Annotated in this window: 19 protein-coding genes; 18 read left to right on the top strand and 1 reads right to left on the bottom strand. The window is 56.7% G+C overall.

Annotation, left to right across the window (positions count from 1 at the left end; all coding sequences use genetic code 11):
- Nucleotides 1-91 precede the first annotated feature (91 nt).
- The 13 genes from EDB95_RS14600 (at nucleotide 92) to EDB95_RS14545 (ending at nucleotide 20,590) form a co-directional block, all read left to right on the top strand.
- On the top strand, nucleotides 92-6,895 hold the full coding sequence (locus EDB95_RS14600) for a fibronectin type III domain-containing protein (RefSeq protein WP_133994542.1): 6,804 nt from the start codon (nucleotides 92-94) through the stop codon (nucleotides 6,893-6,895).
- Nucleotides 6,896-6,968: 73 nt separating this feature from the next.
- Nucleotides 6,969-9,182, top strand: coding sequence for a GumC family protein (locus tag EDB95_RS14595; RefSeq protein WP_133994541.1), 2,214 nt, complete (start codon nucleotides 6,969-6,971; stop codon nucleotides 9,180-9,182).
- A gap of 103 nt (nucleotides 9,183-9,285) precedes the next feature.
- Complete coding sequence (locus tag EDB95_RS14590; protein ID WP_162852608.1) at nucleotides 9,286-10,713, top strand: O-antigen ligase family protein; 1,428 nt, start codon at nucleotides 9,286-9,288, stop codon at nucleotides 10,711-10,713.
- A 10-nt stretch (nucleotides 10,714-10,723) separates the two neighbouring features.
- The gene (locus tag EDB95_RS14585; RefSeq protein ID WP_133994539.1) at nucleotides 10,724-11,443 is read left to right on the top strand and encodes a TolC family protein; all 720 of its coding nucleotides are present in this window, start codon (nucleotides 10,724-10,726) and stop codon (nucleotides 11,441-11,443) included.
- A gap of 6 nt (nucleotides 11,444-11,449) precedes the next feature.
- Nucleotides 11,450-13,075 (top strand): hypothetical protein, encoded by a 1,626-nt coding sequence (locus EDB95_RS14580; protein ID WP_133994538.1) that lies wholly within the window; start codon nucleotides 11,450-11,452, stop codon nucleotides 13,073-13,075.
- Nucleotides 13,072-14,244, top strand: coding sequence for an acyltransferase family protein (locus EDB95_RS14575; protein WP_133994537.1), 1,173 nt, complete (start codon nucleotides 13,072-13,074; stop codon nucleotides 14,242-14,244). The genes EDB95_RS14580 and EDB95_RS14575 overlap by 4 nt, the downstream gene beginning before the upstream one ends.
- The gene (locus tag EDB95_RS14570) at nucleotides 14,241-15,365 is read left to right on the top strand and encodes an acyltransferase family protein (protein ID WP_133994536.1); all 1,125 of its coding nucleotides are present in this window, start codon (nucleotides 14,241-14,243) and stop codon (nucleotides 15,363-15,365) included. The genes EDB95_RS14575 and EDB95_RS14570 overlap by 4 nt, the downstream gene beginning before the upstream one ends.
- Nucleotides 15,343-16,344, top strand: coding sequence for an acyltransferase family protein (locus EDB95_RS14565; RefSeq protein WP_162852607.1), 1,002 nt, complete (start codon nucleotides 15,343-15,345; stop codon nucleotides 16,342-16,344). The genes EDB95_RS14570 and EDB95_RS14565 overlap by 23 nt, the downstream gene beginning before the upstream one ends.
- Nucleotides 16,337-16,999 (top strand): Pr6Pr family membrane protein, encoded by a 663-nt coding sequence (locus tag EDB95_RS14560; RefSeq protein WP_133994534.1) that lies wholly within the window; start codon nucleotides 16,337-16,339, stop codon nucleotides 16,997-16,999. The genes EDB95_RS14565 and EDB95_RS14560 overlap by 8 nt, the downstream gene beginning before the upstream one ends.
- A gap of 416 nt (nucleotides 17,000-17,415) precedes the next feature.
- On the top strand, nucleotides 17,416-17,997 hold the full coding sequence (locus EDB95_RS27310; RefSeq protein ID WP_162852606.1) for a hypothetical protein: 582 nt from the start codon (nucleotides 17,416-17,418) through the stop codon (nucleotides 17,995-17,997).
- A gap of 4 nt (nucleotides 17,998-18,001) precedes the next feature.
- Nucleotides 18,002-18,841 carry a DUF3667 domain-containing protein gene (locus EDB95_RS14555; RefSeq protein WP_162852605.1) on the top strand — a complete coding sequence of 280 codons (840 nt, stop codon included), beginning with the start codon at nucleotides 18,002-18,004 and terminating at the stop codon, nucleotides 18,839-18,841.
- Nucleotides 18,838-19,470, top strand: a complete 633-nt coding sequence (locus tag EDB95_RS14550) for a hypothetical protein (protein ID WP_133994532.1) — start codon at nucleotides 18,838-18,840, stop codon at nucleotides 19,468-19,470. Before EDB95_RS14555 ends, EDB95_RS14550 begins: the two co-directional genes overlap by 4 nt.
- Nucleotides 19,471-19,687: 217 nt before the next feature.
- Complete coding sequence (locus tag EDB95_RS14545; RefSeq protein ID WP_133994531.1) at nucleotides 19,688-20,590, top strand: ATP-dependent DNA ligase; 903 nt, start codon at nucleotides 19,688-19,690, stop codon at nucleotides 20,588-20,590.
- Here the strand turns inward: EDB95_RS14545 and EDB95_RS14540 are convergent.
- Entirely contained in the window at nucleotides 20,587-21,357 is a 771-nt protein-coding gene (locus EDB95_RS14540) for a DUF6263 family protein (RefSeq protein ID WP_133994530.1), read from the bottom strand. The two genes, EDB95_RS14545 and EDB95_RS14540, sit on opposite strands and share 4 nt — an antisense overlap.
- Before the next feature lie 52 nt (nucleotides 21,358-21,409).
- On the opposite strand from EDB95_RS14540, the gene EDB95_RS14535 reads away from it, so the two are divergent.
- The 5 genes from EDB95_RS14535 (at nucleotide 21,410) to EDB95_RS14515 (ending at nucleotide 24,877) form a co-directional block, all read left to right on the top strand.
- A complete protein-coding gene (locus tag EDB95_RS14535) occupies nucleotides 21,410-22,024 on the top strand; it encodes a hypothetical protein (RefSeq protein WP_133994529.1) in 615 nt (204 codons plus the stop codon).
- Nucleotides 22,025-22,063: 39 nt separating this feature from the next.
- The gene (locus tag EDB95_RS14530; RefSeq protein WP_133994528.1) at nucleotides 22,064-22,426 is read left to right on the top strand and encodes a hypothetical protein; all 363 of its coding nucleotides are present in this window, start codon (nucleotides 22,064-22,066) and stop codon (nucleotides 22,424-22,426) included.
- Between the two features lie 155 nt (nucleotides 22,427-22,581).
- A complete protein-coding gene (locus EDB95_RS14525) occupies nucleotides 22,582-23,211 on the top strand; it encodes a hypothetical protein (RefSeq protein WP_133994527.1) in 630 nt (209 codons plus the stop codon).
- Between the two features lie 168 nt (nucleotides 23,212-23,379).
- Complete coding sequence (locus tag EDB95_RS14520) at nucleotides 23,380-23,823, top strand: hypothetical protein (protein ID WP_133994526.1); 444 nt, start codon at nucleotides 23,380-23,382, stop codon at nucleotides 23,821-23,823.
- A 256-nt stretch (nucleotides 23,824-24,079) separates the two neighbouring features.
- A complete protein-coding gene (locus EDB95_RS14515; RefSeq protein WP_133994525.1) occupies nucleotides 24,080-24,877 on the top strand; it encodes an ImuA family protein in 798 nt (265 codons plus the stop codon).
- Nucleotide 24,878 lies beyond the last annotated feature (1 nt).

Below are 24,878 nucleotides of genomic sequence, written 5' to 3'. Positions count from 1 at the left end.
AAGTCCGGCAAAGTAATTTTACCGTGCCGATATTGTAGATAGCCGTCGGTTGGTTTTTGCTTATCCCTATTTCACCACAAAACATTACTAGATGCCTAAGCTCTACGCTGCTCTTTTGGTTCTGATCTGCGTTTGCTTGAAAATGGAAGTGTCCGGACAGTCTGTTATCAACCCGTCTGACACCATCGTCAACTACACCAAGTCGAGCACTCCCACCCAGCCGCCCAACGGCACCATCGGCAAATGGGGCAGGACCCCTTCGCTGAGCTGGAACACGACGGAGTACAAGTGTTACATCCTAAACGGTTCCCCCTTCCGGGTGCACTTCCCGAAGACGTATAACCCCACGGCGAACGACGGCAAAAAATACCCGTTGTTTATCTTCTTTCACGGCCTCGGGGAAGCGGGTCCGGTCACGGATAACGAAACCCAGCTTTACCATGGCGGGCAGTTCTTCCAGACTTCGGTGGACAATGGCACCTTCGACGGCTATGTCCTTTGTATGCAGAGCACGGGCTTTTTCTCCAGCGGTCAATACACCGCTATTTCCTCGATCATCGACTATATGATCGCGAACAACAAGGTGGATATATCCCGGATTGTGATCAACGGCCTCTCGGCGGGTGGTCAGGCGTGCTGGGGATTCTTTCAGGCGTATGCACAGTACGTCGCAGGGGTGTTGCCGATGTCGGCGATGTCCCTGTCCTTCGAAGCGCCTTCGATCGTCAACCAGCTGAAATATACGCCCTACTGGTATTTCCAGGGTGGACAGGACGTGGCACCGGCACCGGCCACCACCGCCCAGGTCCTACCCTATTTTTATGCAGCGGGCGCTAACTTCAACTATACGCTTTTCACCACCCAGGGACACGACACCTGGGACAGCGCCTGGCTGGAACCCAACTTTTTTACTTTTGTCAATGCCTGTAATATAGCCAACCCCTGGCCCTTGTTTGGGCGTACGACTTTTTGCCCCGGGGACAGCATCAAAGAAACCCTGGGCATGGTACCGGGGGCGACGGCTTACCAATGGCGTTTAAACGGGACCGTGATCCCCGGTGCGACGGCGGACTCGCTCGTCGTTACCAAGGCGGGTACGTATGACTGCCGGCTCGAACGCGGCACGGTATGGACCCCCTGGTCGCCGGTGCCCGTAAACATCGTCGTCCAGGCGACGACGCAAACACCGAACATTGCGCTGGTCAAACCGCAGACCGTGGCTTTACCAGGAGCGGACGGTACCAATACCGTCGGCCTGACCCTGCCTGTGGGGGATTCGGCCTATGCCTGGTACAAGGTGGGTTCGTCCAGCGTAATCGGGACGAACCAGAGTATTACGGTCAGCAGCCCCGGTGATTATTACGTGATTGGCACCCCGAAATTCTCCTGTCACTCGCTGCCCTCAGCCGTTTTCGAGGTCATCAACGCCGGCGGGCCCAACGCCCCCACGGCAGCCTCCAGCCTGGTCGCCAATTCACTGGGCTTTACCCGTGTAGGGTTGAGCTGGGCGACACAGCCTAATCCTACCAATCCCCCGACGGCCTTCGAGGTGTATAGGGGCACCAAAAGCGGCGGGCCTTATACCTACCTGGGCCAAACCACACCCTCCGTGCTTAACTGGACGGATTCCGTCGGTTTGAAGGCGGGTACACCCTACTACTACGTGATCCGCGCCATAGACACGACCGGGGCCGCGCCCTTGTCCGGTGAGACCAGCGTGACGACCAATTCCGACAAGATACCGCCCAGCGCGCCGGGCAACGTCACCGTCACCGGGACCACGAACACGACGATTTACATCACCTGGGGCGCCGCCACGGACAACGTGAGCGTGGACCACTACAATATTTATGTCAACGGGCAATTAAGCAACGTTACCTCCAATACGTCTTTTATCCTCAACGGGCTTACCAAGGGAAATTGGTATTCGATCTATGTTGTGGCGGTGGACGGCAGCGGCAACGTCGGCCCGCGTACACCCCAGGTGGACGCACAGGCGATTTACTCCGGCCTGGCGTATAACTTTTATATATCCGGCCCCGCGCTTACGTCCTGCGCGCAACTGACCTCCCTCACGCCGACGGCGCAGGGTATCAGCCCCAACACCCTCATCAACCTGTATACCGGAACAGCAAGCGTCAACTTCGGCTATATCTGGAGCGGTTATATCACCATCCCGGTGTCGGGGAGCTATAAGTTCGCCACGTCTTCTTCCGACGGAAGCGAGCTTTGGTTCAACAGCCTTACCCCCACGGGGACGCCTACCGTCAACAACAACAAGGTACAAACCACCGTCACCCAGGTGACCAGTTCCTCCATGAACCTGACGGCGGGGACCTACCCGATCTGTATCGCCTACTTCAAACAGACCGGCACCGCTTCGATGACCGTCCAATGGAGCAGCTTCGCGGTCAACGGCAACTCCGGCTTTGTCGCGATCCCGAACAAATACTTTGCAGGTACGCCGACATCTCCGGGAACCGTCCCCAACAGGCCGACGAACGTCAAGGCCACGGCCAGTGCCTACAACCAGGTCAACCTGAGCTGGACCGACAATTCCAACAACGAGACCGGGTTCGAAGTGTATCGCAGCACGGCGGTCACCGGCCCGTTCAATATCGTCACGACCCTGCCCGCGGGTTCGACGAGCTTTACGGACAACAGCGTATCCAGCAGCACGGCGTACTACTACGAGGTGCAGGCCATCAACGGCGCCGGTGGTTCCGGGTTTGACTCCCTGTCCCAGGGCGGTCTGCTCTACCGCTTCTACCAGCGCACCTATGGCAGCCCGTTGCCCGACTTCGACACCGCGACCGCCACTGCTACCGGCCGCCTGACCAACTTCTCGCTGACCCCCGCCGGGGCGTCTCCCAAGAATATCTCCTTCAAGTACACCGGTATCCTCAATGTGACGAGCGCCGGGAGCTATACCTTCTCCACCACTTCCGCCGCCGCCAGCAAGCTGTATATCGGCACCTATAATGCGGCGGGTGTCGTCGTCAATAACGACTTCCAACAAAACGCGACGACCCGTTCCGGCACCACGACCCTGGCCGTCGGCAAGTATCCTTTGTTCGTGGCGTATGACGACGGTACGCAGACCGCCACGTTGAGTGTCACCTGGAAAGTACCGGGCGCCACTACCAGCGTGGCCATTCCGGACTCGGCGTTTGCCAACGCCAACTGGACCGCGACCACACCTCCGCTGCCCGGAGCGCCGGTCACCCCCACCCTGACGGCCACGGCCCTGTCGTCGAAGAAAATTTCGCTTTCCTGGACGGACACGTCCAGCGCCATCACCGGGTACACGCTGAACCGCTCCGTCGGTGACTCGGCCCACTTCCAGTTGCTGTCCATCATCAACAGCGGAAGCACAACGTCCTACGTGGATACCGGTCTCTTCGGCCACCAGACCTATTATTATCAGCTCCTGGCCACCGGACCCGGCGGTTCTTCCGCCCTGACCGCCGCCACCGGCGCGACGACCCTGGACAACCCGCCGGTGGTTGCCCCGATCCCGAACACGACGATTCGCTACGGCACCACCGGCACGATCAACGTCAGTGCCACGGACGCCGACGGGGATCCCCTGGCCTTTACAGGGTTGAACCTGCCCGCCTTTGTCAAACTGACGGACAACGGCAACGGCACGGCGGTGTTGACCCTGAGCCCGGCCCAAACCGATTCGAACACCTACGTTGGTATCGGCGTGACCGTCACCGACGGACACGGCGGCTCCACCAACGGCACCTTTACGCTGACGGTCAACAACAATTACCCGCCCGTGATCACCGCGGTGGCGGCCCAGACCGTCAACACCGGCAGCACCCTTAGCATACCGCTGACGGCTACCTCACCGAGCGGAGACAACATGGTCTTTAGCGTGAGCGGGGTACCCAACAACTACACACTGAATGCGGGCCCCAACGGGTCCGATACGCTGGTGCTCAACCCCACCTTCGGGGCGAAGGGCAGCTATACGGTCACCGTTACCTGTACCGACAATACCGGGGGTGTGACGACGTCCACTTTCCCGTTGACGGTGAATTTCGTCAACCCGACCCGCACCGCTTACCTGCGCATCATGGCGGGGGATTCGGTGGGCACGCCGTGGAACAACATCACCGGCCAGGTCACCACGGGCATCCTGGACAATTCCGGCAACCCCTTCCCCTGGACCTTCAACTTCAATACCTCCTGGTGGGGTGGCGCCGCCCTCGGGCCCAACACCGGCAACAACAGCGGGGTTTACCCGGATGCCGTCCTGCATGACTTCTGGTTCTTCGGAGACTATGGGGCGCCGGACACGGTGTATCCCACGCTGAGCGGCCTGGATACCACCAAGCTCTACAACATCACCCTGTACGCCGGCAGCGTCTTCAACTACGTGCCGGACAACGGGACCACGGTTTACCAATCCGAAGGACAAACCGTTCAGCTCTACGTACAAAACAATACACAGAACACCGTCTCGCTGACCAACCTCAAACCGGACAGCACGGGTACCATCACCATCAAGATGTCGAAGCTGAATGCAAGCACCCCGATCGGGTATGTCAACGCCCTGGTGGTTACACAGCTCTTCGACGACGGTACCGCACCGCTCAGCCCGTATAACCTGAACGCCGCGTTGAATACGTCGGGCTCGGGTGTTGTCCTGACCTGGTCGGATTCGGCGTACAACGAAACCGGGTACGAGATCTGGAGGGCCACCAGCACTTCCGGTCCCTGGACCCAGCTCCTGCCGAACGCTCCCGCCAAGGCGACCACCGCCACGGATACGACGACGGCCGGGTTTACGACCTATTATTACAAAGTAAGGGCCCTGAACGGTCATGGCTGGTCGAACTACACCAACGTAGCGTCCGTCACCACCCCCGACAAGGTACCCACGCTGAATGCCGTCGGCAACATCAGCCTGAACTGGGGCACTGCCGATACCATCCAGGTGACCACGACCGGCTCCACCGGCAACACGGTAACCCTGGCGGCCACGGGCCTGCCGAACTTCGCCACCTTTACGGACAACGGCAACGGCACGGGCCAGCTCATCATCACCGCCCCGGACAGCACGTCCGGCACGTATACCGGCAATGTCATCACCATGACCGACATCGCCGATTCGACCCGCACGTCCACGTTCAGCATCACGGTGAAGAACCCCGTGGTCACCTCGGTCTATGTTCACTTCTCCGATGGCGTGAACAACGGGGCAACCCCCTGGAACAACGTGTCGATCGCACCGGCCCCCGGTTATAACCAGGGCGGTCTGCTCAACGACGCCAACCAGAACTCCGGCATGACCCTCACCTATTCCAACGGCTTTGCCGGTCTGCTCAACGCGGGTGAGGAAACGGGGAACAACTCCGGGGTATTCCCGGACGGCGTTCTGCGGTCCTGTCTCTACGAGAGCGCCCAGAAGACGGACTCCATCCTCTTCAGCGGCCTGAACCCCGCGACGAAGTACAACTTCGTCATCTACAGCGGCACCGACTGGGGCGTGGCTGGTTCGACGAGCTTCTCGCTGCTCGGTCAGACCAAGACCATCAACCCGGCCTTCAATACCCAAAACCTGCTCCAGTTCAGCAACCTGACGCCCAGGGCCAACGGCACGGTATCGCTGGGTGTGACCAAAGCATCCGCGGCCCAGTACGGTTACCTGAATGACGTCATCATCCAGGGCTTCGATCCTACGAAGCTGACGATCCTCGGACCCAGCAACCTCCACACAACCGCCATCACGCGGACGTCGGTGGCCCTGGCCTGGACCGACAATTCATGGAACTCGACCGGTGTGGAAGTATGGCGCGCCACGGATGCATCGGGCGGGAAGTACAGCAAGCTCGCCACCCTGGCGGCAGGTACGACCACCTATACGGATGCCAACCTCAGCTCCAACACGACGTATTATTATACGGTCCGCGTCCTGCTGGCCGCGGTGCCTTCGACCTACAGCAACCCTGTATCGGCCACGACGAGCGGCTACGCGATCTATATGCAGTTCAACCAGCCGAACCTGAACATCGCCGGTTTGCCCTGGAACTCGATGAACCAGCAACCCGTCACCGGTACGACCTGGAACAGCCTGTACGACGACCAGGGTATGCCCACCAGCACCAACGTCGTCCTCACCGGTCTCTGGGCAGGTACCTCCAACTTAGGTATGCAAACGGGGAACAACTCCGGCGCCGTTCCGGACGCCGTCATGCAGGATTGCTACGTGCTCTTTGCGGGCCAGTCCGGCGGGTTCACGATCAGCGGTCTGAACATCTACAACCGGTACGACGTGACGTTCTTCAACAGCCTGAACTTCCAGTCCGACGCGGGTACCGCCTTCGTCGTGAACGGACAAAAGGTGATCCTGAACGCCTCGCTGAATACCTCGTCCACGGTGACCGCCTACGGCATCCAGCCCGACCAGACCGGCACCATCACGATCAACGTCGCGCCCATCACGCCCAGCACGGAATACGGTATCATCCAGGCCATCATCCTGAGGGCCTACAGCCCGGATGCCAACACCGTTCCGACGCCCCCGGTCACCACGGCTACCGTCCCGAACCAACTGGCGACGATCACGGGTGTGACCAGCGACGCTACGACGACCCCGACCATCACCGAAACCGATACCACCATCCACGCCTACCCGAATCCGTTCAAGACGACCTTCACCCTCCACGTGCCGGCCGTCAACAACGGAGACAGGGCCCTGGTGGAAATGTACAGCGTCGGCGGGGAAAGGGTATACAGCAACGCGTTCAAAGGCCTGGTGGCCGGTAGCAACTACCTCACCATCCAGCCCGAGGGCGCCCTCCAGACAGGCATTTATATCGTGAAAGTGAATATGAACGAAGGAACGGCAAAGACAGCCACGATCAAAGTCATGAAACAATAGGGCCCACGCCCACCTGGATCGAACGCCGGTCCGCCTTGTGCAGACCGGCGTTCACATTTTAAATGTGTATTCTATGGATTTTTCGTATTTACTGCGGGTCCTGCTCAAACGGAAATGGATCATCATAAGCGCCACCCTGATCGCCGCCATCGCCGCCTACCTGGTGGCCAAGGACGAAAAGAAGCTGTACCGGTCCTACTCCCAGTTCTCCACGGGCTTTACCAGCTCGGACGAGGTCAGGGTCAACCCGGACTCCTATAACTTCCTGGAAGCGGACACGAAGTTCAACAACGTGATCGTCACCGCCACTTCTCCCATGGTCGTCAGCCTGCTGGGCTACAAACTCCTGTTGCACGACCTGACGAGCCCGAGGCCTTTCCGCCGCTTAAGCGAAAGCGACCTCCAGAAACCCCTCGTCAAGAGCGTGGATATGGAGAAGGCGACCCAGGTCCTGGAAACCAAGTGGGAGACCATGGGCATGCTGACGTCCTACTTACCCGACGAGAAAAAACTCCTGGAACTGCTGGACCTGTATAAATACGATTACAAATCCCTGAACCGGTACCTGGCGATCTACCGGCTCCAGCATACCGACTATATCGAGATCGACTTCGAGGCAGAAAATCCCGAGCTATCGGCTTTCGTGACCAACCAGTTGTACCAGGAATTTATCCGTTACTACAAGACCATCAAAAGCGAGCGCTCGTCCGAGTCTATCGACACCCTGAGGAGCCTCGTGGAAAAGAAAAAGACGGACCTCGACACCAAGAACGACGCCCTCCGCAAGGCGGGGCTCGTGGACGTCGGTGTCGAAAGCCAAAGTAAATTCGACCTCATCCGCGACCTGCAAACCAGCCTGGAGGATGAAAAGAATAAAAGAACCCAAATCCAGTACCAACTGCAGGGCGTCAACAACCGCCTGGCCAACCTGAAAAACGGGGCCTCTCCCACCTCGGCGGGAGACGATCCGTCGCTGAACAACGAGATCGTGATGCTCCGCCAGCAAAGGGACCAGGCCTATAATGATTACCTGGCCTCGGGGCAAAAGGACCAAAACCTGCTGGATAAATACAATATGGCCAAGCAGGCGTATAACGACAAGGTCTCCAGTGCCCAGGGCCCGGCCAAGGTCATCGCCTCCACGGGTCCCAGCCAGTCCGACCTGGAGGATAAGAAAGGCGAGCTCCAAGTGGACCTGAACGCCGCCAACGCCAACATCAACTCCCAGACACAGACGATCGACTCTATCAAACGGAGCCTGATCGCCAGCTCTTCCAAAAGCGCCGAAGTGGAAAGCCTGCTGAAGGAAGCCGAACTGGCCAACAAGGAATACCTGGATGCCAAGTCCCGGTACAACGATGCCATGGACCAGGGCTCCTCCGCGGTCAACAATTTCAAACAGGTCCTCCTGGGTCAGCCGGCCATCCTGCCCGAGCCTTCCAAAACCCTGCTGATCGTCGCGGGAGCCGGGTTTGGTGCTTGTATGCTGACCATACTGGTGTTCGTGATCCTGGTCTATATGGATTCCTCCGTTAAAACCCCCGTCATCTTTGAGAAGACCGTGGGGTTGCGGCTGATCTCCATGATCAATTACATGAACCTTAAAAACAAAACCCTTTCCGACCTGGTCGCGGGCACTGCCGCCGCCGCCGACCACCACGAAAAAAGCCGGGACAATGTCTTCCGGGAGTTGCTCCGGAAGCTCCGGTTCGAGATCGAGCACAGCGGCAAAAAGGTCTTCCTCTTTACCAGCACCCGCAAGGGCCAGGGTAAGACCACGTTGATCCAGGCCTTGTCCTATAGCATGTCGCTCAGCAAAAAGCGCATCCTGATCCTCGATACAAACTTCTGTAACAATGACCTGACCACGCAGTTGGGCGCCAAACCCTCCCTGGAGCGGTTGGACGGGTATAAAAACGAGGATACGCTGATCGACACGGTCAAGGGCGCGGCCTCCGACGTGGTCCCGGGAAGCGTCTACGCGATCGGGTGCGAGGGCGGAGACTATACCCCCTCGGAGGTACTGCCCCGTGAAAACCTCCTGCAACACCTGGGCGCGCTGACCAAGATGTTCGACTATGTCTTCCTCGAAGGTCCTCCCCTGAACGACTTTTCCGACAGCCGGGAGTTGGCCGAGCACGTGGACGGCATCATCGCCATCTTCTCCGCCCAGCACATCATCAAACAGATCGACCGAGAATCCATCGGCTTTTTCAAAAGCCTGAACGGTAAATTCTGCGGGGCGGTCCTGAACATGGTGGAATTGGAAAATGTCAATGATGTCTAAACCTTCTCTTCATCAAAAAATAGTGGTGGTCGCCGTCGGCGCGATCATGATCTTCTTTTTCATCAAAGTGGTTTTCCTCTAAATGCAGCCGGGTAGAATATCGATGTCGCGTGAGAAAAAGGGATGGTCCCTGGTGCTGTTGGGCCTGCTGCTTGCCGTCGCGGCGGCCGGGCTGGGCTACGCGACCCTTTACCTGGACCTCGCGGGGATCTACTTGGGCGCCGGCGTCATCGGGCTGGTCATGGTGGGGATCTGTATGATCGACCCGGCAGCGAGCCTGATGATCAACCTCGCCTTTTCGTTTTCGGCGGCGCACCTGTCCCGCTGGCTTACTCACGACGCTTTCCCCGTGGGGGTCGTGTCGGATGTCTTGATCTACGCCACCTTATTAGGTTACCTGATCCGCCGGGTACCGCTTGGACCGACCTTCCGGAGCTTTGTTCATTCGCCGGTGGTGGTGTTTTTCCTGGTCTACCTGGGTTTTGGCCTCCTGGAGGCGTTCAACATCAACGCCCGTTCCACATCCGGGTGGTTCGTCGGTATCCGTAAGATGACGAGCACGTATATGCTCCTGTTTATCGCGTACGAAGTCTTCAAGGACAAACAGCAGATCTGGCGTTTTATCCGCTTTACCTTTTGGGGCTGCGTGGTCCTCGGGTTGTACGCCTGTGTCCAGCAAGCGGTCGGTCTTTTCGGCTTCGAACGCGACTGGGTGATGTCGGACGACATCCGGTTCGGCCTGATTTTTATCGACGGCGATTTCCGGAAATTCTCGATGCTCTCCAGCCCGATGATTTTCGGTTTATTGATGGCCGCGATGGTGGTGTTTTATTTCATCGTATCGATTCCGGAAAAGGGGCGCGCGGCCTGGGTCACCCGTTTGGGCCTTCTGCCGATGCTCCTGGGGATGTTGTATTCAGGGACAAGGACCGCCAACTTTATCATGGTGGTGGGTCTCGGTCTTTATATCCTGCTGACCATCGACAAAAAGGGGTCCAGGATCCTGGCCGGTATTGCGGTCTTTTTTATGTTGTTCGTACTGTACGTGCCCATTTATACAAACGCCACCCTGAACCGCTTCCGGAGCACCTTTCAGGGGACCCAGGACCAAAGCTACCTGGTCCGGGAAACCAACCGGCACTATATACAACCCTATATCTGGAGCCACCCGATCGGCGGCGGTTTGTGCACGACCGGTGAAGCCGGCCGGCAATATAATCCAGGTCACTACCTGGCGGGGTTCCCCACCGACAACGACTACCTCACCAAAGCCCTGGAGACCGGCTGGATCGGTCTGATCCTCATTTTCTGGTTATACTTCCTGGTGATGAGAACGGGAATCCGGGCGTACTTCCAGGTGACGGATCCCCGGGAAAAGTACCTGGCTGCCGCCATCACGTGTTGCCTTTTCTGTTATTACGTGGCCAGCTATACCCAGATCGCCCTTGGTTCCTTATCCGATATTGTCATATATTACCCCTTTATAGCGATCCTTGTAAGGCTGACGGAGCCCGCAAGACCATCCTCTTAAACTGTTCAAAATGCGCAAGACTTTTTTTGTTCAAACACTATTGCTTGCCCTCTGCCTTTCGGCCCTAGCGATCACCACCCGCGCCCAAAACAGCGGCGGCAAAAAGATCGCCGGCATAGACACCACGGGTGTCGAGCAAAAGCTGATCCGGATCGCGCTCCAGCGTCCCTCTTACGACGCCACCTACCGCGCCGTCCGCACCGCCAACCACCAATTGAGCGAAGCGCGCAATTCCTGGTTGAACCTGCTCAGCCTGTCCCTGAACTACAACGACCTTGACTTCAAACATTATTCGAGTACCGCCACCGCGCCTACCTACGTATACCCGAAGTACTTTTTCGGTCTCGTCATTCCCATCGGCTATATTTTCAGCAGGGGGAGTGAAATCCGGATCGCCCGCGAGAACCAGGCCATCGCCAAAGACGCCCGGCTCGAAGCCGAAAGGACGATCGTTGCCGATGTCAAAAGCAAATACCGCACCTACCTCAACTACCAGAACATGCTGGACGTCCAGAACATCATCGTCAACGACGAACAAGCCACCTTCCTCCAGGCGGAGAAAAACTTCCGGGATGGCAAGGCCAGCATCGATGGATACAACACTGCTTCCAAGGCGTTTAACGGCGCGATCCTTCAACAGCTCCAGTATAAGCTCATGGCGGACCAGGTCAAGGTCGACCTTGAGCACGTGCTCGGCATGACGCTGGAGGAGGCGTTGGTGCAACCGTAGTTTCGTATGGATCTGAAAAGTACCTCTTCCGCCCCCGCCTGGGTTTGGGTCTTGTGCACGGGGGTGCTGGGCCTGTTGACGGGTTTTATCACGCTCACCGTCTGGCACCATACCGGTGGCCACTGGAGCTACCCGCTGGACGATACGTATATCCACATGGCCCTGGCCCGCAACCTGGCGTTTTTCCACAACTGGGGGATCAACCACCAGGACTTTGGCGCGGCTTCGTCCAGCCCCCTGTACACGTTGCTCCTCGCGGGCCTTTTCAAGGCCTTTACCATCCATATCTGTATCCCCCTGTTGGTGAACCTGGTGTTTGCCGTGGTGTTGTTGCGCGTGCTCCAGGTGGCCTTACACCGCGAAGGGCTGAGCGCGCTGGCTTCCTTATGGGTTTTGCTGGCGGTGATCGTGCTGACGCCTTTGCCCATTCTTGTGGTGAGTGGGATGGAGCATGTGTTGCAGTGTCTGTTCTCCTTCTTGTTTGTATACAGCTTTGCCCGCTGGATGGGCAGTCTGACCGCTCCTTTTTCGGGTCCTGCTGCGCCTGCGGCGCCCATGCCTCGTTTTCTCCCTGTCTGGGCCTTCCTGATGGTGGCGACTCGGTATGAATGTCTTTTCCTGTTGGGCGTCGCCGGCCTGGTGCTGTTGTTCCGCCGCCGTCTTGGTCCCGCACTGGCGCTGGGTTTCTCCGGGCTGCTCCCGGTCGTGCTTTTCGGGCTCTATTCCATGAGCAAAGGCAGCTATTTCCTGCCCAACTCCATCCTCCTCAAGTCGGGGACGGAACAGGGCGCGGGGTCGTTTGTCAACGGGATCCTGGTCGACAAGCTGACCCTCTCCAAACAAGGCATCACCGGTATCGCCACCCAGCGGCTGCTCTTTATCCTCCCGCTTGTCTACCTCCTTTTCCGGCAGGCGTGTAAGACTACGCCCCGGTATGGTTATTTCCTCCTGTTGTGCCTGGGCGGTACGTTCCTGCATCTTTGCCTGGCGGCCACCGGCTGGTTTTACCGATATGAGGCGTACCTGGTGCTCAACGCGACGATGATCACCGGGATACTCGTTCTTAAATACGGCCGTTCCGCCTGGAACCAGGCGCCCGCGCTCAACCGGCTGGCGGTGGTCTTTCTCTCGCTCTATCTCGTTTTCCCGCTGTTCCTGCGCAGCAGTGCCGCTTTCTCAAAGGCGCCCCGGGCCTGTCTCAATATCTTCGAACAACAATACCAGATGGGGCTTTTTCTCCAACGCCAGGACGACCACGCGGCCGTCGGCGCCAACGACATCGGCGCCATCAGCTTCCTGAGCGACATCCATACGCTGGACCTCTGGGGTCTGGGAAACATCGACGTCGCCCGGAGCAAGAGGGGACACTACTGGACCCCGGCCTTCCTGGACAGCCTTAGCCGTGTCCGGCGCGTACGCGTCGCCGTAGTCTACGACAGCTGGTTCGACCCCGCCCTGCTCGCCCGCTGGAAACGCGTGGGGTCCTGGACCATCCCGCAGAACGTTATATGCGGGGACAGTACCGTGTCTTTTTACGCCGTCGATTCCACGTTCTCCGACAGCCTTCGCGCACAACTGCATTCCTTTGGGCCGGACCTGCCTTCTGAAGTCAAAACCACGTACTACCCATGAGCCAGCCCGGTCACATCAAAAGCCTGGACGGCGTCCGCGCGATCGCGATCCTCCTGGTGGTGGTCTTTCACGCGGGCCTGGGCAACTATGGCTGGGTGGGGGTGCAGCTTTTCTTTGTGCTGAGCGGGTTTCTCATCACCGGGATCCTTTGGAAGGAACGCGCCACGGCCACGACCCTGGGGTATAAGTTCAAGAAGTTCTGGACGCGGCGCGCGTTGCGCATCTTCCCGCTGTATTTCGGGTATTTGCTGGCGCTGGGAGCCGTGTATGTGGTGTTTCATTTCCCGCCCTACTATAGGCGTTTTATCCCGTATTTACTAACCTATACGTTCAATTATACACGCTCCCTCCACCTCTGGATGGACAATCCCCTGTTTACGCAGTTGTGGTCGCTTTGCGTGGAGGAACAGTTTTATATCTTTTTCCCTTTTGTCATCTTTCTTTGCCCGCCACGGTTTACGGCCCGTCTCATGGTGGTGATCGTCTTCCTGGCGCCGGTGATCCGGTGGGCGCTTTGCCGGTATTACCTGGCCGGGGGTGCGTCGGACCTGACGGCGGGGGACGCGACCTACCGGAATACGCTCAGTCACCTGGATGCGTTTTTTATGGGGGGGCTGATACCGGTGTTGGGGCTTGATAAACGAGTGACCCGGCCTTTGTTGCTGTTTTTGTGCGCTTTGTTGCTTGCTTTTGGCTTCGGCGCCTGGAACTACCTGCATAGTCCCCGTGTGTTTGCCTTTGTGTTCGAGCTGGGGTACCCGCAGATGTCGGACCGAAACGGGTTTCATATTTGGGGGTATACCTGCCTGGACCTGCTTTTTGCGGCTTCCTTGTTGCTCGTCGTGAGTGCCCACCGGCCTGCGTTTATGGAGCGGGTGAACCGCGTGTTGTCGTCCTGGTGGTTTGTGCGCATCGGGCGGGTATCTTATGGGATGTATATCTTTAACCTCGCGGTGTGGATGTATTTCTTCGAACCCTATTTCCGGGGGGCGGGTATACCGGTGCTGATGGCCTTGTTCGTGCCGTATTTGCTGATCGTATGGGGGCTTGCGGAGCTGAGCTATTGGGCGTTCGAGTCGCGGTTTATACGGCTTAAAGACAAGGTTTTCCCCGGTGGGGGAGCTGCGGAGATCCGGGCATCGCTCACCTTAAAACCCGCCGACGCATGAAAGCCCCCGCCTGGTTATCCAAAGGTCTGAACCTGCCGGCGCTTCAGCGAAGCCGGTTGCACTGGGTGGACTACCTGAAAGGGATCGCTATTATCCTCGTGGTCTACCGGCACATCCTGATCGGGATGACACGGAGCAACGCGTTTACCATCCCCCGGTATCTCTATAACGCCAACGAAATCTTTTTTAGCTTCCGGATGCCGCTTTTCTTTATCCTTTCGGGGATATTCCTGGGCGGGAGCCTTGCCAAAAGGACGCCGGGGCAACTGTTGCTGCAAAAGTTCGAAAACCTTTTTTACCCCTACCTGGTCTGGGCCACGATCCAGATCACCCTTCAGATCCTGATGGGGCATTTTCACCTCATCAATGCCGACCGGACCTGGAGGGACTATTTGTATATTTTTTACCAGCCAGAAAGCCTAGACCAGTTCTGGTACCTGCCCGCGTTGTTTAACACAACCATGATCTACCTCTTCACCAAGGCCAAACTCAAATTGCCCGGGTGGAGCCAGCTCTTGCTGGGGCTTGGGTTGTACTGGGTCTACTATTATACCCCCGGGATCGACCGGTACAGCATGCTCTCCGACTGGTTGCGCTTCTACATCTTCTTCGCCCTGGGCGATGTGCTGGCAAAGGAATTTTTTAAGCCTTCTTTTCAAAAAGTGCTGAGCAGCCCCTGGAGCCTGCTCGCGGTCACGCCGGTGTTTGTCTTGTCCCAGGTCTACTACCTCAGCCACCACGTTAGTCCCCCGCTTTTCCTGGGCATCGCGCTCACGGGCTGTGTGACGATGACGATCCTGGCCTTTCTTCTCCAACGCTATAACGTCGCGAACTGGCTGCGCATCTTCGGCTATCACTCGCTCTACATCTATGTAATCCACGTCATGGTGGCGGCGGTGGTGCGCAATATAACGTTGCACGTCTTTCATATCCACCAGGTCCACGTGGTCTTGCTGACGGGGATCTTCTTTGGGATTACGATCCCGGTTTTTTTCTACAATTATCTCGTCAAAGACGGGCCGCTTTGGTTCCTGTTTTATTTCCGGAAGTCGTCTATGCATGACCGTGAAAAGCGTCCCGCCCCCAAAACCATGCCCAGTGAAACGCCTCAGCACGCATAGGGAGGCCCTGATGGGGCTGGCGATCCTTTGGATTATGCTCTTCCACGCGGAGGTGGTGCTTCCAAAGCCCCTGTCCTGGATACAAGAAACGGGCTACGGAGGCGTGGACATCTTTCTTTTTCTTTCGGGGTTGGGGTTGTATTACAGCCTTGCCAAAGATGCACGCGTTGGGCGATTTTACTGGAACCGGTTTATTCGCATCCTGCCGACGTATTGGGCGGTGATTATTCTGGCGACGCTTATGGAGTATGTGGTGCTGCACAGGCATACGCCTTGGGTCGAGCTTTTTTACGAATTGTCCACTACCGGTTTTTGGCTCAATGCCACCAAGTTCGACTGGTACGTGCCGTCGCTGTTGGTGTTGTACCTCGTGTTTCCATTGTTCTTTCGGGCCTTTCGCGCTCGCGGCGCCATGGCGACAGGTGTCGTGGTGGTGCTTGGCGTGGCGCTGAGTCTTGCGATTACAGCCACGCGTTTCAACTACCTGCTCATCTTTACGACGCGGATTCCCATTTTCTTTCTAGGCGCCCAGGCGGGGTATATGATCCGCGAAAACCGTTCTAAAGCCGACTCGCCTGCGGCCCTGCTGGCGGGCGGCGCGCCGCTCTGGGGACAACTGGCGTTATTCGGTCTTGGGCTGGCCGGACTGGTCGCGGCCTTCCACTTCTTTACGCCCCAGCAACGCTGGTGGAACGGCACCTGGTGGTATCCGTTTATTTTTATCACGCCGGCGCTGTGCAACGGGCTGGCATTTCTGTTTGATCGCTTCCCGGCGCGTGCCCTTCGCTGGTGCGGCCGGTACAGCCTGGAGATCTACCTCGTCCACACCCTTGTTTTCGGCCTCCACAAAGAAACCGCCCGCTTTTTCCCCAACGACTTCGTCGCCTACGCCGTATATGTAGTGATTTCCCTGCCCCTGGCGTGGGTTTTGAATAAGGTCATGGGCTTTATTACCCGAATATTTACAAAGCATGTATAGCTTCTCACACGGGTACCTTCGTGTATACCGGTTCCTCCTTGCACTCATTACCTGGGCCGCCCTGGCGCTGCAATGGCACATCGTCCTGAACGCCGCGGCTGTACAGGGCATCCCCGTGGTCATGGCCGTCGGCAATTTTCTCAGCTACTTTACCATCCTCACCAACGCCCTGATCGCCATTGCCTTAACCCTTTCCGCCCTGGCGCCCGGCAGGGTTCCTTTTTTCGAAAAGGCTTCCGTACAAACCGCCCTGGCGGGTTGTATCATCAGCGTTTCGCTGATCTACCACATCGCCCTCGCCAAAGCCTGGAACCCGCAAGGGTTGCAATGGTGGACCAATTTCCTCCTCCACGACTTTGTGCCCCTCGCCTGGGTCCTCCACTGGCTATTCTTTGTCCCCAAAGGCCGGTTACACTGGGGCCTCCCGCTCCTTTGGATGGCTTACCCCCTCGCCTACCTCGCGTGGATGATGGGCCGGGGCGCGCTGACCGGTTTTTACCCCTACCCTTTTGTCAGCGTTCCCTACCACGGGTATGCCGCGGTCCTTCGGAACCTCGCCGTTCTTATCCTGGGCTGGGCTGGGGGGTTCTACGCCCTCGTGGCCCTGGACCATTGGATGGGGAAAGATTTTGACAAGATTTTGCTAAAAAAATAGCCCCGGGCTTCCTATATTTGTGGTGCGGTGGAAACCTCGCCTATACAGGGGAGCTCCCCCCCAGGTCTGGCCGTTGCTGACCTGCTGTTTCAAATCCAATTTTATCCGAACTAGGTAGGCTCTTCAGTGTCTTCAGATAGGACCAGGTCTGGTATCCGATACGTCGGGCCATGTCAGGCCAAGCGCCCATTCCATTCGGTGTAAAGCGGACCCCTGAAATAGGAATTCTACGATCCGTCCCATCACGATGTCAACAACCCGGAAGTGACCAGACGTCCCTGCTTCCAAGGGCAGGGTTGACTGTCATAGCATTTCCACCTTATTGCCATCCCGGCGGATCGCACGACGTCCCTGTTTACAGGGTTGATTGTCGGGCCCCTTGCCGGGAATTGGCTTTTTAGCTATCTTCTCCCCTGATGTATCGGTTATTCTTTTTTGCCACACTGGCGAGTATGGTGCTTTGCACCAGCAACCCGTACTGGATCGAGCATTTTTTTGACCCATCCCCGGTCGCGGATGTCCTGCTGGTGCTTTTTTTGACCGTGCTCAACCTCGCCTTTTTTGCACCCGTCGCGATGGCTGTCCAATGGAAAAACCGGTTGTGGCGCCTGGCATTTTTTATACCCCTCCTCGTGGGTGTCGCGTTGATGAGCCTGTCTGTACTGTTGTCCGCTTATCACGCTCTTCCAACCCCACTCGATCTTGTCTCGGATGCATTGGACAACGTGGTTCCATTGCTGGCCCTGGCGGGCACCTTCGTCTTTGGTATCGGCTGTTTCGTTGTCAAAGTACCGCTCCAGGTTCGGAAAGCCTTCAGAACGCTCGGCCTGGCGCTGTTCTTATGGCTACCCACCAGCGTTTTACTATTCTATTATATCAGCCAGATCAACGGGACCACCTGGATCGTGCTTTGGAGCCTTAAGGACATCCTTGCCCTTGCTCCCCTGCTGTGGCTCAACTATCAGCATTGGAAAAACCGGCGGTTTTACTTATCTTGAATGGATGCCTACCTGTCTCAACTGCCAACACCGCTTTGAAGGCAACTATTGTAACCACTGCGGTGAAAAGGTCTATACCGAACACGACAAATCCGTCTGGCATTTTTTCGAAGAAGGGCTGCATTTCATCACCCACTTCGAAGGAAAGTTTTTTACCACGCTCAAGGCGGTGCTGACCCGGCCCGGCAAGCTGTCAGAGGAATATTGCTTGGGTATCCGGAAAAAATACTTTAAACCCCTGTCGTTTTTCCTCCTTCTCGTGGTGGTGTATTTGCTGTTCCCCCTGGCCGAGGGACTGAATATGCGTATGACTTATTATCCCGGTAGCGTGCCCTATACGGGGAAGCTGCTCCAGGCGCAGATCGATCACAAAATGGCCGCCCGCGGGCTGACGGAAGACCAGTTGTCCGAACGGTTTGCGGACAAGTCGGAAAAACTCTCGAAGATCATGCTCCTCACCACCATCCCGCTTTGCGGCCTGGTGTTATGGGTTTTGTTCATCGGGCTGAAACGGCCGCTGTTCGACCACCTGGTCATAGCGACGGAGGTCAACGCAGTATTCGTCCTGGTCATCTTTCTCTTGCTGCCGCTCCTAGGACATATCATCGGCTGGCTGTTGCACCGGCCGGTCCCCGGCGCCATCGACCCCAGGGAACAACAACGCCAGCTGTGGCTCTATTATGCAGTGATCTTTGCCTATTCCACCTTTGCCTTCCGGCGCTTTTACCGGGCGCCCTGGTGGCGGATCCTGCCGTCGGCCGTGGCGTTTACGTACCTTCATGGGGTGATCATTTTTGTCATTTACAGGTTTCTTTTGTTTGAAACAACCTCGTCCCTTCTATGAAACCATTTTTTTACGCTACCCTGGGCTACATGATTACCCAGATCGTTTTCAGCCTGCACCAGCTACCCGCGTTAAGACCCTATACGTGGCTGGAGCACCTCACGCTTCTTCCCACCTGTCTGCTGACGTATGCGCTGGTGTCGCCGTATCTCCTCCTGAAGCGGTATGGTGAAAGACCCTGGGTCGGAGGGCTCATGCTGCCCTACCCGGTTTCCATGGGTGTTTTGGCGTTGGTGAACGGGCTACAGATCGTTTGGCTGCAATTTCAGCCTTATAGTGCTGCTTTCACGACCGTCATCAATATCGTGAGTATTTGTAGCGCCCTGGGCGTTTTGCTGTTTATCGTCGCGTGTTATTGCGTGCGGGTGCAGCCCGTGCGCAGAGGGTTTCGTCTTCAGGGAACCGTTCTGATCGCCACGCTGCTGATCGCGATCGTCTGGAATGTCATACTGGTCTATGGACACGGCAGGATCTTTCCGCACCTCGTGCGCAACCTGCTCCTGAACGCGCTCTATGCGGCGGGGTATATCCCCCTGCTGCTGCTCAATTATAACGCGTGGAAGTCGGTGGAAGAAGACGAATGGACAGCCGCCCTGGCCGCGCTGGGTACCGATCAACCCGCGCCATAGCCCAGCGGTGTATATAAACTGAAAAGGGCCCCTCGTGGGACCCTTTCAGGGTGCTTGACATAGGTTAGCGAAACCGGTGCAATGTTCTTATGCTACCAACAAATTCATACCAAAGTTGGGGGTTTCCCCGGCAAGTCGCGTCAAATCCATGTTAAAAGATTGACAGCAAAGTGTTTATTTTTGACAACCTTTGTAGGCGGATTTCCGTAGCTAAAACATGACGGCGTTGAAAGAGGAAAGAATTCCACATAGAAAAACATCTTATATCCATCCCATGCTCGCCAGGGAGGTCAGGGAACCGTTTTCGGACGAACACTGGTTATTTGAGGAAAAATGGGACGGCTACCGGGCCATCGCCGAGCTCAAAAAGGACCAGGTCCGTCTCTACTCCCGCAACGGGCGTTCCTTTAACGAGACTTTTCCACACATCGTCAACGCCCTTCGGGCCCTCCGGATGGACGCGGTCCTGGACGGTGAAATCGTCGTCCTGGACGACATGGGCAAATCCAGCCTCCCCCTGCTGGAACGATACGACGGCCGGCTGCCCCTCCGCTTCCAGGTCTTCGACCTCTTGTACAAAGACGGGCACTGCCTCGAAGAACAGCCCCTCCTCTGGCGCAAACAGCTCCTCAAAACGATCCTGCCCCCGGGTGACCTTGTCCGTTATAACGACCACGTCCGGGGCAACGGCATCGAGCTTTTCCAACTGGCGTCCGCGGACGCCCGGGAGGGCATCATCGGAAAACTCGCCGACAGCGTCTATAGCGAAGGCCGGCGGTCCCCCGACTGGCTAAAGATCAAAACCCACCGGGAAACCGAGGCCATCATCGTGGGGGTGGCCGACGGCTCCCTCCTGCTCGCCCGGTACGAGGACGACCGGCTTTGTTATGCCGGGCGGGTCGACAAAGGACCGGATTTCCCAGAGAGCGCCCTCCGCCCCCTGGTGCGGAAAACCTCCCCCGTCAAAGGGTTTGTCCCGGAAAATCCCGTAACCTGGCTGCGCCCCACCTTAGTGTGCACGATCCGGTATACGGACCTCTCTGCGGAGGGGTGGTTCCGGGAGCCGTGTTTTAGGGGGCTTCGATTGGATAAGAATGCCAGGGAGGTGCGGGGCAACTAGGCCGCGCTGACGGAGCACGTGCTCTCGATGTGTAGCGGGATATTCCCCCCGCCCGTTTTGAGCGCGCCCTGCGCCTGGAGGACCGTCTGGCCGTCCAGGAGAAGACCGGTGGCCGCATCCACGTGCAGCATGCCGTGCTGGCGACCCACTAGGGTCAGCAACCCGGGGTGGCTTGCGCCTTTAAGCCCTTCACCGGCCAGGTGTACATCCGCCTCGGCCTTTATGTAAAGGACCCCGTCCCGGACCTTGATCAGCGTATACGTCGTGGGGACGGAGATATGCGGGTCGGCGTTCAGGGAATCCAGGGCGGTCCAGGAGTCTCCCACTTTTATATGGTTCGTTGGGAAATGACCCCAGCCTTTTTCCAGGAGTCCGGCCACGTATCCCTGGTCTTGCGCCACACCCAAGCCTGTCAGTGCGTTTACCCGGCCATCCGAGCCCAGCACACAACGCGCGTCGGGAAAGTCCGGCGTCAGCTCCACGTTTTTCTCCCTTTTTTCCCCCTTTTCATGAAACGAAAAAGCATCAAACCCTACCGTCAGCGTCCCCGGGGAAGCCAGCCGGTAGTGAAAGGCCAGGCGCACATGCTCGTCCCGGTTCACCCGTTGCCCCCTTTCCGTGGTTAAGGCATGCGTCAGCTCGCTAACCGTATAATGATAGACGGCGCCCGGTTGCGGCCGGAAAGCCGGGGCAAACCACGAGGAAGGCGTACAGCTCCAACATACAAGAGCCAGGCAAAAGGCAGGGAAAAGACGTCCAAAATCCATATATGAGCGGTTTGGGGGATCTCAGCGAATGTACGTAATCTTGACGACGAGTATGCGCATCCTGGACGTTTCGTTTCTGATCATCCTTCTGGCCACCCTCCTCCGGGTGATCCTGAACATATCGATCGACCTCCCCGGTTTGACCGACTGGCTCATCGGCGGCGAAATCCGCTACCGGATGATCCGGATGGGTTTTGTTTTCCTCACCTGGATCACCCCCGTCTATTCCCTCGTCATCGGTTATATCCTCTGGCTTTTTGGCGAGAAAAAGTGGATCATCGGGTTTTCTTATGTCTACATCATCACCGCCATCCTTTTCCGGACCGTCTGGCGCGATGCGCTCGTCAACACCGTCATTTCGCAACGGTTTATCCTCGTGACCGTCGTCTACCTCGTCCCTATCCTCCTTTGCTCTGTCGCCTGGCTGTCCACCAGGGTGCGCCCCATCGCCCCCTACTTTTGGGCCCTCGGCGCCCTTTACCTCGTCTTCAACGTCGTCACCGTGTGTTGCCAGGTGCTCTTCATGACGACCCACCACATTGCCTGGGAGTTCGTGATCTCGTATGTGGGGGTGTTTGTTCCGATACCGACGTTGTTTATTATTGCAAGGACGAAAAGGTGGATACGCGAGGAGAGGGATTTGGAAGACGCGGTGGAGGCGATGTAAATGCTTGTAGATATGCCAACAAATATTTAGCTTTGTTTCATGAGTTCATCAATCCGTTTATACGAAATGCTTAAGACAAAGTGGGGCGATAAGGACGTCCAGGAGTTTGTGGAAATCCTTGATAAGAGAGAGGAGGACCGCGTTCAGGGGAAGGTTGCTCATCTTGCAACCAAAGAAGACCTGACTAAAGAAATTGCCAATTTGCGCGCGGACCTCATGAAAGACAATAGCACTTTGCGCGCAGACCTCTCAAAAGACATAAATACTTTACGCACGGACCTTACGTATGCCAATAGTGCTTTGCGCGCGGATATGTTAAATAAGATTAGTCAAGCCTCGCTTGCACAACTCATTGCTATTGTCGGTACGATTGTCACAATAGTGTTGATGCTGAGAAAATAATTTTATGACAGAAGCCATCAGGCTATATGAAATACTCAGGCCCAGGTTCGGGAAGAAGGAAGCCGGCGATTCGAAATATGCCTTGCAAAGGGCATTGCGTCGGGCTAAATATGTAAACATTTTGTACATTATCGTCAACACTTTACTTATTGCAATTGAAACTCCTCACCTTCACCTTCTGGACCATCGTCGTCAGCATTGCCTTTACCATATTCCTGAATGTGCATCCATCACAAGTGGAACATGGATTTGACTGGTCGGTGATCAGATCGACCATGGAGGTCTTGTCGGGATTCATGCATCTTTTTTGTCCCATGGTGATCGGGTATATATTGTGGCTTTTCAAAGAGAAGCGTTGGATAATATGGTGTTCCTATGCGTATCCCCTTTTCTTAATCCTGGGAATATTGATTAACATCGAATGGACACGGATCACTGGGTCATGGAATCTGTTTGGCGTTGCGGAAGGGCAGATGATCAGGGATATTCCGATGCTGCTGTGCAGTCTGGCCTGGTTACAGGTGAAGAACAAGGTGATCGCGCCTGTTTTCCGGTGGTTGACTGGCGCCTTATGGATGGCGTACATCCTAAATAGCCTTTTCAATATTTATTATGCCATGCACCATATCCCACAATATGCAACACGACAAATCCCGTTGTTGTTTTATACGTCGGTGGGTTTGCGTGTCGTCGTCCAATTACCCTTATTGTTCCTGATCACCCGGACCCAACAGTGGATAACCGACAACCACTTGTTGGAAAAGGAGATATCACAAATCGGGTAAAAAAGCGCGGGGGCGGCGCAGCATTTAATCTCCAATTCTTGTCCTAGCGCGTCCAGCGCGGGTTTCAGGGTCGATAACGATCCGGTAACAAGGGTTAACTTGCGTACCCTCGTAGCGGTGATTACTTTTGTTCTGTCAACAACCTCTGATAACTACAAATAAATCCGTATGACAGAAAATTTCTACGCTGAACCGGAAGAATCCAAACTTTACCACAGCGAATCCATTCTTATCGCTACATTTTTTGGTGGACCTCTTGTCGGCGGTTATATGACCGCGGAAAATTTCAAACTGATGGGTGAACCGGAAAAAGCAAAGCAGACCTGGTTGTTTGCGTTGCTGGGCATCTTCGTTCTGGCGGCTTTTATACAGTTTGCACAAGGGGCAAAGGTTCCCTGGTACGTACTACCCCTTATCTATACCATGCTCACCTACATCCCGATGAAGTGGATGCAGGGGGGCAAGATCCGGACGCACCTGACGCAGGGCGGCCATCTGCACAAGGGCGACCGTGTTTTTGTGGTCAGCTTTGTCGGCGCGGTGGCGACCTTTCTGGTGCTCCTGATAACCAATCTTTTCGTACAGGCGGCTACAACCGGCGTCGTATCGTAAGCACCCCTTGGCTTTATATGTTTGGACATTTGGACACGGCTCAACAACAAATGGTTAACACCCGGTAACAATTTTTTGCCTGATCTTAGGGTCAGAAATCAGAAACACATTATACGCGAAGCCTTGCTGGGAGGCATGACGCGCATACCACTGAACTCACTTGGACTAACTTCCCGCTCTCCTCAGAGCGGGATTTTTTTTGCACGGATGGCGAAATGCTAAATTTTTTAGTATTTTTGATGGGTCAAGCTGCTCCATGTCGTCCACTCCAGATATTGTCCGTCAATTGCAACGGGAGATCCATTTATTACAGGGGTTTAAACCTCCTGCGGCGGGGTCCGTGGAGGTGGGGTTGGGGCCCGTTACCGCGGGCTTTCCCAATGGGACGTTTCCGACGGGGGCGATTCATGAGTTTCTGAGCGAGCATACCGGGGCGGCTACCTGTGGGTTTATCGCGGGGCTGGTGGCCCCGTTGATGGCGGCAGGGGGCGCCTGCATCTGGGTCGGCCGCGACCGTAAGGTCTATCCCCCGGGTCTGAAATTTTTTGGGCTGGAACCGGACCGGGTCATCTTCGTGGATGTCCGCAAGGACAAGGAGGTGTTGTGGGTGTTGGAAGAGGCCTTGAAGTGCGAAGGCCTGGCGGCCGTCGTGGGGGAAGCGCCGGATATCGGGCTGACGGCATCGCGGCGGCTTCAACTGGCGGTGGAGCAGAGCCGGGTAACGGGGTTTATCCTGCGGGAGCAGGGACAGCGGGGCGGGGCGCAGTATCCGGTGGGGGCAGCGCAGCCCCCCGGCACCGCGGCGCGCGGTCTAGGGACAATTGCTTCTGTGGCGCGCTGGCGCATCCTCCCGCTGGCCAGCAGCGTCGAAGACGACCTCCCCGGTCTCGGCCACCCGCGCTGGCGCGTCACCCTGGAGCGGGTCCGCAACGGGAAGGGCGGAACCTGGGACATCGAATGGCGGGAGGGCCAGTTTCATTGTATGGACAAGGAAAGCCCGGCGGCGAAACCCTGGTCGATCGACCGGGGTACGCTGGCGCGTAAAACCGGGTGAT

It is taken from the genome of Dinghuibacter silviterrae (genome assembly GCF_004366355.1).
Classification (GTDB): domain Bacteria; phylum Bacteroidota; class Bacteroidia; order Chitinophagales; family Chitinophagaceae; genus Dinghuibacter; species Dinghuibacter silviterrae.
The sequence above is the reverse complement of the archived record's forward strand: the minus strand, read 5'-3'. Positions and strand labels throughout refer to the sequence as shown.